This is a genomic window from Bradyrhizobium sp. SUTN9-2, assembly GCF_003122645.1.
Lineage (GTDB): Bacteria > Pseudomonadota > Alphaproteobacteria > Rhizobiales > Xanthobacteraceae > Bradyrhizobium > Bradyrhizobium yuanmingense.
The window spans coordinates 6,554,839-6,562,446 of the sequence record NZ_LAXE01000001.1 but is presented as its reverse complement, the minus strand read 5'-3'; the positions used below and the strand labels follow the sequence as shown (position 1 = coordinate 6,562,446).

Genomic DNA, 7,608 nt, shown 5'->3' with positions numbered 1-7,608 from the left:
TTGGCCCTGCGGATCCGCGCAGCGAATCCGCGGGGCGTAACCCACCTCTTTGGCGTCTCCGGAGACGAACAGTGGTGGATTACGCTTCGGACAGCGCTTCGCGCCGCCCGAAGCTAACCCACCCTACGATTTCTCGACCCTCGCATGCACCCGCTCGCAATGCGCGACGAGGTTTGCGTGCGCATCGACGAAGGCCTTCAGCGGCGTCGGGATCGGAAAGTAATAGATGTTGGCGATGAAGCCGTAGATGCCGGCATCAACGCTCGTCGGCGCCGCGCCGTGCACGAAGCCTTGCGCCGGCACGATGTCCGCCAGCACCTGCAACTCGGCGAGCCCCCGGGCATAGGCCTGCTCGGGCGTGTAGCGGCCGATGCCCTGGAAGTGATAGCGCTGCGCATTGTAGGCCTTGGCCTTCTCGAAGCCGGCAGCGTCGATCTGCGGATGCTGCGCAATGAACGCGTCGCGGAATGCCGGATAGAAGCGCTCGTCCTTCCAGCGCGAATAGGACATCACCCAGTAGAGATCGTCCAGCATGCGCGTGACGAGATGGTCGGTGCGGCGCTGCTCCGCTGACAAGCCGGCATCGATCGTGAGGCGGTATTTCTTAGTCGCGTGCGCGATGATGGTCTCGCTGTCGCCGATGATCTCGCTGTCGTCGACGATGTAAGGCAGCTGCCCGCGCGGTGCGGCCGAGGCATCGAAGACGTGCTCATGCACGAACGGCACGCCCGCGAGCTTGAGAAACGCATAGACCTTGAGGCCGTAGCCGTTGTTGTCGGCGACGCCGAAGAGTTCTGGGTAGGAGTAGAGGGTCAGCATGGGCGGGCTCCTCCGGGGTGGCGGAGGCCAGCATGCTAGGGAGTAGAAACGGATGCAATCCTCGTAGCCCGCATGAGCGCAGCGACATGCGGGAATGGGCTCCCCGGATATCGCTTGCGCTCATCCGGGCTACGTCAGAGCGCCATTTGCGAATTGCCTTTTGCGCAATAGGATGACCGCAATCCTCTGGATTTCTTAGTCGCGTGCGCGATGATGGTCTCGCTGTCGCCGATGGTCTCGCTGTCGTCGACGATGTAAGGCAGCTGCCCGCGCGGCGCGGCAGAGGCATCGAAGACGTGCTCATGCACGAACGGCACGCCCGCGAGCTTGAGAAACGCATAGACCTTGAGGCCGTAGCCGTTGTTGTCGGCGACGCCGAAGAGTTCTGGGTAGGAGTAGAGGGTCAGCATGGGCGGGCGCCTCCGGGGTGGCGGAGGCCAGCATGCTAGGAAGTGGAAACGGATGCAATCCTCGTAGCCCGCATGAGCGCAGCGACATGCGGGAATGGGCTCCCCGGATATCGCTTGCGCTCATCCGGGCTACGTCAGAGCGCCATTTGCGAATTGCCTTTTGCGCAATAGGATGACCGCGATCCTCTGGTCCGGGAGATGACGATGGCCATCAACAAGGACAAGATCGACGACGTGAGACTTCGCCCATGACCCGCGACGAATTGGTCGCTGCCTATGCGGCGCCCGGCCGCCACTATCACAATCTAGCGCATATCGAGGATTGCCTGGCGGCGCTCGCGCGGATCGATGGTCTCTCGGTCGCCGAGCGCGAGACGTTGTCGGAAGCGATCTGGTGGCACGATGCGGTCTACGATCCGACGCGGACGGACAACGAGGAGCGCAGCGCGGAGCTTGCCGAGCAGCACATCCGCGCCGAGCTTCGCCAGGAGGTCGGCCGCCTGATCCGGCTGACCAAAACGCACGACGTTCCCCCGGGCGATCGTCTCGGCGCGATCCTGATCTCGATCGACCTCAGCATTCTCGGCGCCGATCCCGCCCGCTACGACGCCTATGCCGCCGCGATCCGCCGGGAGTTCAGCCATGTCGCCGAGGACGACTATCGGGCCGGCCGCGCCCGCGTGCTGCGCTGTTTCGCGGCACGCGAGGTCATCTTTCCCGACCCGGTCTTCGCCGCGAGTTTCGACCGCCAGGCCCGTGCCAACCTCGCTCGCGAGCTGGCCAAGCTGAGCTGAAGCGGCTAACCGGGCTACGAACGCGACGCGGCCGTGAACACAGCCAGCTGCGCCTCCAACGCCCGCCTGAATGCCGGCCGCGCCTCGCCGCGCGCGACATAGGCGGCGATCTCAGGAAATTCATCGAGCAGGCCTGACGTATTCAGCCGCCGCAGCACCGTCACCATCATGAGATCGCCGACGCTGAAGGCGCCATCGAGCCAGTCGGCATTACTGATGTGGCCGGACAATTCGCCGAGCCTGATGCGCACACGCTCCTGCAAGCCGGGCAGGCGCTCGGCGTGCCAGCTCCTGTCGCGCTCCAACAGCATCGCCATGGAGAGCTCGACGATCGGCGGCTCCATTGTGCTCAGCGCGGCGAACATCCATGCGATGGCGCGGCTGCGCGCGTTGGCATCCTTCGGCAGCAAGCCATCGTGGTGTTCGGCGATGTGGAGCACGATCGCGCCGGACTCGAACAGGGTGAGATCGCCGTCTTCATAGGTCGGGATCTGCCCGAACGGATGCAGCGCGCGATGCGTCGGCTGTTTCATCGCGGCGAAGGAGAGGAGGCGAACGTCGTAGGGTTGGCCGACCTCTTCCAGCGCCCAGCGCACCCGCATGTCGCGCGCCTGCCCGCGGCCGCGGTCGGGGGAGGATTCGAAGGCGGTGATGGTGGGCATGGGGGGCTCCATGTGCGTCGCGCTTGGTCCGGAGGACGATTGGCGGAGACGGATTCCGACACTCGTCTTGTAGGGTGGGTTAGCCGTTTCCATACGCGGTCCATCCCCACGGGACGGGGCAAGGCGTAACCCACCACGGCTGCGTCCGCGGCGACAGAAGTGGTGGGTTACAACGGGCGGACTGCGCTTCGCGCATCCGCACGTCTAACCCACCCTACGCAGCGATCCACTTGGCTAACTCCCGCCACGGCTCCAGCGTCCAATGCCCGGACGCAGCTCCTGATGGCGAGGGCAGTACGAATGTCTCGGGCCAGCTTCCATCGCGCGCCTGCCGCCCCAGCGCAATCGCAGCCGACGGCCTGCCGTAAAACAAGCTCGCCGCCTTCTTGCTCGTGAACGCAATCGTCCGCGGCCGGTACTTGTCCATCTTCGCCCTGAAGCCCGGCACGTCGATCATCTCCGCCGCGATCTGGTGATCCATCCCGGCGCCCGTCTTGGAGAGATCGGTGAAGCCGATCCCGAGCTCGATCAGCGATGCGAACTCGCTCGGCTGATAGCGCCGTGGCGTGATGCCGGCCTCATGGATCGCACGCCAGAAGCGGTTGCCGGGATGGGCGTAATAGTGTCCGACCTCCGCCGAGCGCGTCGAGGCGGCGGTGCCGACGAAAACGAGGCGGAGGTGGGGACGGAGCTGATCGGGGAGGCGGTGGAGCTTGCTATCGGACAAAATCACTTATCCGTGGAGTTGTAGCCGGCAGGAGCGTCAGCGATATGCTAGCGACAAAGACCCCGGATGTCGCTACGCTCGTCCTGGCTGCGCTTGTTTCATCTGGGTTGAAAATGCAAGATCAGTTCGAATGGCCCGAGCCCGAGCACGAAGCCGATAAAGTCATTTTGCGCAACGTCCGCAATCACGGCTGCCATATCACGGGCATACCAGATGCAAATCCACCGTTTGCATTTTCAATTGGTCTGCATCTGAACTATGGTCATCCCGAACTCATCATTTTCGGCCAGAGAGCCGAAACGGCGCAGGCCATCATCAACCTTGTCCGTGACCGAGTGCAGTCCGGCCATAAATTCGTCGATGGCGATGTCTCCGATGATTTGCTGGAGAACGGCTACAAGCTCGGCTTCTGGGAAGTGCCGTTCGTGGCCTATCCCGAATATCTCGGCACGGCGATCTGGTTCTACTGGAAATCGCGGCGTGCATTCCCCTGTCTGCAGGTCATCTGGCAGGACGTCAATCGGCGCTTCCCTTGGGAAGTGGAATGTTTGCCCGCGGTCAAAGAGGACCAGCCGTTATTGAAGAAGAGGATTTCTTAAAGCGAGTTTCGAAGAAAAAGCCGGGCTGTCGGCCCGGCTCCTCTTTTTCGGATGGCTGCCGGGTCAAGCCCGGGCATGACGAGGAGAACTCTCTCACAACACGCGATTGCTCTCCTTCACCTTCTCCGCATCCAGGTACAAGCTCTCGCCCATCTCCTTGAACTTGGCGCTCATCTTCGCCATGCCGTCCTCGGCCGTGCCGCTCATCGACATCCCCACGCTGTTCGGATCGTTTAGCGTCGCCGCGTAGTCGCGCACGTCCTGCGTGATCTTCATCGAGCAGAACTTTGGGCCGCACATCGAGCAGAAATGGGCAACCTTGTGGGCTTCCTTCGGCAGGGTCTCGTCGTGGAAGTTTTTCGCCGTGTCCGGGTCGAGGCCGAGGTTGAACTGGTCGGTCCAGCGGAATTCGAACCGGGCGCGGGAGAGGGCGTCGTCGCGCAGCTGGGCGGCGGGGTGGCCCTTGGCGAGGTCGGCGGCGTGGGCGGCGATCTTGTAGGTGATGACGCCGGTCTTGACGTCGTTGCGATCGGGTAGCCCCAGATGCTCCTTCGGCGTAACGTAGCAGAGCATGGCGCAGCCGAACCAGCCGATCATGGCGGCGCCGATGCCCGAGGTGATGTGGTCGTAGCCCGGCGCGATGTCGGTGGTCAGCGGTCCCAACGTGTAGAACGGCGCCTCGCCGCACTCCTTGAGCTGCTTGTCCATGTTGATCTTGATCTTGTGCATCGGCACGTGGCCGGGGCCTTCGATCATGACCTGGCAGCCCTTGTCCCATGCGATCTTTGTGAGCTCACCGAGCGTCTCCAGCTCCGCAAACTGCGCGCGGTCGTTGGCGTCGGCGATCGAGCCCGGACGCAGGCCGTCGCCGAGCGAGAACGAGACGTCATACTTGCGCATGAGGTCGCAGATCTCGTCGAAATGGGTGTAGAGGAAGCTCTCCTTGTGATGCGCCAGGCACCACTTCGCCATGATCGAGCCGCCGCGGGAGACGATGCCGGTGACGCGGCTGGCGGTGAGGTGGATGTATTGCAGGCGGACGCCGGCGTGGATGGTGAAATAGTCGACGCCCTGCTCGCACTGCTCAATCAAGGTGTCCTTGTAGAGCTCCCAGGTCAGCTTGACGGGATCGCCGTTGCACTTCTCCAGCGCCTGGTAGATCGGCACGGTGCCGATCGGCACCGGCGAGTTGCGCAGGATCCATTCACGCGTGGTGTGGATGTTGCGCCCGGTCGAGAGGTCCATCACGGTGTCGGCGCCCCAGCGGATCGCCCACACCATCTTCTCGACCTCTTCCTCGACCGAGGACGTCACCGCCGAGTTGCCGATATTGGCGTTGATCTTGGTGAGGAAGTTGCGGCCGATGATCATCGGCTCGAGCTCTGAGTGGTTGATGTTGGAGGGGATGATGGCGCGGCCGCGCGCGATCTCCGAGCGCACGAACTCCGGGGTGATGAAGGCGGGCACCGAGGCGCCAAAACTTTCGCCGTCGGCGAGCGCGGCTTCGGCGCGCTCGAGTTGCTGCTTGCGCCCGAGGTTTTCGCGCTCCGCGACGTAGATCATCTCCTTGGTGATGATGCCGGCGCGGGCGAATTCGAGCTGCGTCACCTTGTGGCCGTCGAGGCCGCGCAGCGGCTTGTGATAGGCCGAGAAGGCGCGCGCGGCCTTGTCGGTGGAGACGCTACCATTGTCCTCCGGCTTGATCTGCCGGCCCTCATATTCCTCGACGCCGCCGCGCTCCAGCACCCATTGCTTGCGGTTGCGCGCCAAGCCGGCATTGACGTCGATGGTGACGGAGGGGTCGGTGTAGGGCCCCGACGTGTCATAGACCGGCAGGTTCGGCTCGCCCGCGCCTTCAGACAGGATGATCTCGCGCAGGGGCACGCGGATATCCGGCGCGGCGTCGGGTGTCGCGAAGATTTTTCGCGAGGAGGGCAGGGCGCCGGTGGTGACGGCGGGAACGGTTTTATCAGGGTTGGAGCGGATGTTCATGGGATCCTCCGGTTTAATTCGTTTGCATTGGCGCCGAGACGACGCTGGTGAATTCTTGCTCCGTCATTGCGAGCGCAGCGAAGCAATCCAGAAATGCATCCGCGGAAGCAGTCTGGATTGCTTCGTCGCAAGGGCTCCTCGCAATGACGAGTGGAGGGAGCGGGGCGATCATCACGCCGCCTCCTTCGAACCGTCGAGCCATTGCCGCACGCGGGCATCGGGGTCGGGGTTTTGGGTGACGTCGGAGACAACAGCAATCGAATCCGCGCCTGCGGCAAAGATCTCGGCGGCGTGCTCGAACTTGATGCCGCCGATGGCAACCAGCGGGATGGTGACGATGCGCTGCTTCCATTCGGTGATCTTGGGAATGCCCTGCGGCTCGAAGCGCATCGATTTCAGGGTCGTGAAGAAGATCGGGCCGAGCGCGACGTAGTCGGGCTTCGCCGCCAGCGCGGTCTCAAGCTCGGCGTCGTCATGGGTGGAGATGCCGAGCTTGAGGCCGGCCTCGCGGATAGCGCCGAGATCTGCGTCTGCAAGATCCTCCTGGCCGAGATGCAGATATTGTGCACCCGCAACGATCGCCGCGCGCCAATAATCGTTCACGACCAGCTTGGCCTGCGTGTCCTTGGTGATGGCGAGCGCGTCGGTGACGATCTGCAGCGCGTCGGCGTCGTTCAGCTCTTTGGCGCGCAGCTGGATGGTGCCGACGCCGAGCTTGGTCAGGCGTTCGACCCAGGCCAAGCTATCAACCACGGGATAGAAGCGATCAGGATACGGCATGCCAGAACGGGGTCCCAACGACAGGGGTGGAGGGCGAGGCGAAGTCGCGGGCGTTCATCAGCCCGGCCTCGTAAGCGGTGCGGCCGGCCTCGCAGCCGAGGCGGAAGGCGTTCGCCATCGCGACGGGATCGGCGGCTTTGGCGATGGCGGTGTTGAGCAGCACGGCATCATAGCCGAGCTCGAACGCCTGCGCGGCGTGAGAAGGCGCGCCGAGGCCAGCGTCGACCACCAGCGTGATGTCGGGCAGCCGCTCGCGCAAAAGCTTCAGCGCATCGCGGTTGGTGATGCCCTTGGCGCTGCCGATCGGCGCGGCCCACGGCATCACCACCTTGCACCCCGTTTCGACCAGGCGGCTCGCGACCGAGAGGTCCTCGGTGCAATAGGGGAACACTTCAAAACCGTCCTTGATCAGGATGCCGGCGGCTTCGACCAGGCCGACGACGTCAGGCTGCAGCGTGTCGTTGTCGGCGATGACCTCCAGCTTGATCCAGCTTGTGCCGAACAATTCGCGGGCGAGCTTGGCCGTCGTCACCGCCTCGCGCACCGTGCGGCAGCCGGCGGTGTTCGGCAGCACTGACACGTCGAGCTCGCGGATCAGCTTCCAGAACGCATCGCCGGTCTTGCCGCCGGCAGATTCGCGCCGCAGCGAGACCGTGACGATGTTGGCGCCGGAGGCGCGGATCGCCTCTTGCATGATCGCAGGCGAGGGATAGAGCGCGCTGCCGATCAGCAGGCGGGAGGCGAAGGTTTTGCCGTAGAAGGTCACCATGTCGGTGTTTCCGGGAGTATCTTTGATATTGCGGGCGGGGGTGTCAGCTTCGTCGT

General features: G+C 63.8%; 8 protein-coding genes and 1 pseudogene. 2 read left to right on the top strand and 7 right to left on the bottom strand.

Annotation, left to right across the window (positions count from 1 at the left end):
* Positions 1-123 precede the first annotated feature (123 nt).
* Both XF30_RS30415 and XF30_RS30410 read right to left on the bottom strand, forming a co-directional pair.
* Positions 124-819 (bottom strand): glutathione S-transferase family protein, encoded by a 696-nt coding sequence (locus tag XF30_RS30415; RefSeq protein ID WP_192893293.1) that lies wholly within the window; start codon positions 817-819, stop codon positions 124-126.
* A gap of 191 nt (positions 820-1,010) precedes the next feature.
* Positions 1,011-1,229, bottom strand: a pseudogene (locus XF30_RS30410) (glutathione S-transferase family protein); the annotation flags it as partial.
* Between the two features lie 248 nt (positions 1,230-1,477).
* Between XF30_RS30410 and XF30_RS30405 the strand changes: the two are divergent.
* Complete coding sequence (locus XF30_RS30405) at positions 1,478-2,023, top strand: HD domain-containing protein (protein ID WP_109144709.1); 546 nt, start codon at positions 1,478-1,480, stop codon at positions 2,021-2,023.
* A 14-nt stretch (positions 2,024-2,037) separates the two neighbouring features.
* Here XF30_RS30405 and XF30_RS30400 read toward each other — a convergent pair whose 3' ends face one another.
* Positions 2,038-2,685, bottom strand: a complete 648-nt coding sequence (locus XF30_RS30400; RefSeq protein ID WP_192893292.1) for a glutathione S-transferase family protein — start codon at positions 2,683-2,685, stop codon at positions 2,038-2,040.
* Positions 2,686-2,899: 214 nt separating this feature from the next.
* Positions 2,900-3,412 carry a mismatch-specific DNA-glycosylase gene (locus XF30_RS30395; protein WP_109144707.1) on the bottom strand — a complete coding sequence of 171 codons (513 nt, stop codon included), beginning with the start codon at positions 3,410-3,412 and terminating at the stop codon, positions 2,900-2,902.
* A 44-nt stretch (positions 3,413-3,456) separates the two neighbouring features.
* Between XF30_RS30395 and XF30_RS30390 the strand changes: the two genes are divergently transcribed.
* Entirely contained in the window at positions 3,457-4,011 is a 555-nt protein-coding gene (locus tag XF30_RS30390) for a DUF4262 domain-containing protein (protein ID WP_109144706.1), read from the top strand.
* 93 nt (positions 4,012-4,104) lie between these two features.
* On the opposite strand, the gene thiC is transcribed toward XF30_RS30390, so the two are convergent.
* The 3 genes from thiC to XF30_RS30375 form a co-directional block, all read right to left on the bottom strand.
* A complete protein-coding gene (gene thiC / locus XF30_RS30385) occupies positions 4,105-6,003 on the bottom strand; it encodes a phosphomethylpyrimidine synthase ThiC (protein ID WP_109144705.1) in 1,899 nt (632 codons plus the stop codon).
* Positions 6,004-6,174: 171 nt separating this feature from the next.
* The gene (locus XF30_RS30380) at positions 6,175-6,783 is read right to left on the bottom strand and encodes a thiamine phosphate synthase (RefSeq protein WP_109144704.1); all 609 of its coding nucleotides are present in this window, start codon (positions 6,781-6,783) and stop codon (positions 6,175-6,177) included.
* Positions 6,770-7,552 (bottom strand): thiazole synthase, encoded by a 783-nt coding sequence (locus XF30_RS30375; RefSeq protein ID WP_109145910.1) that lies wholly within the window; start codon positions 7,550-7,552, stop codon positions 6,770-6,772. Before XF30_RS30375 ends, XF30_RS30380 begins: the two co-directional genes overlap by 14 nt.
* Between the last annotated feature and the right edge of the window lie 56 nt (positions 7,553-7,608).

What these genes read in the sequence shown, in the direction of transcription:
- XF30_RS30415 (WP_192893293.1), bottom strand. Translation starts at nt 819, where the DNA reads ATGCTGACCCTCTACTCCTACCCAGAACTCTTCGGCGTCGCCGACAAC.
- XF30_RS30405 (WP_109144709.1), top strand. Translation starts at nt 1,478, where the DNA reads ATGACCCGCGACGAATTGGTCGCTGCCTATGCGGCGCCCGGCCGCCAC.
- XF30_RS30400 (WP_192893292.1), bottom strand. Translation starts at nt 2,685, where the DNA reads ATGCCCACCATCACCGCCTTCGAATCCTCCCCCGACCGCGGCCGCGGG.
- XF30_RS30390 (WP_109144706.1), top strand. Translation starts at nt 3,457, where the DNA reads ATGCTAGCGACAAAGACCCCGGATGTCGCTACGCTCGTCCTGGCTGCG.
- thiC (WP_109144705.1), bottom strand. Translation starts at nt 6,003, where the DNA reads ATGAACATCCGCTCCAACCCTGATAAAACCGTTCCCGCCGTCACCACC.
- XF30_RS30380 (WP_109144704.1), bottom strand. Translation starts at nt 6,783, where the DNA reads ATGCCGTATCCTGATCGCTTCTATCCCGTGGTTGATAGCTTGGCCTGG.
- XF30_RS30375 (WP_109145910.1), bottom strand. Translation starts at nt 7,552, where the DNA reads ATGGTGACCTTCTACGGCAAAACCTTCGCCTCCCGCCTGCTGATCGGC.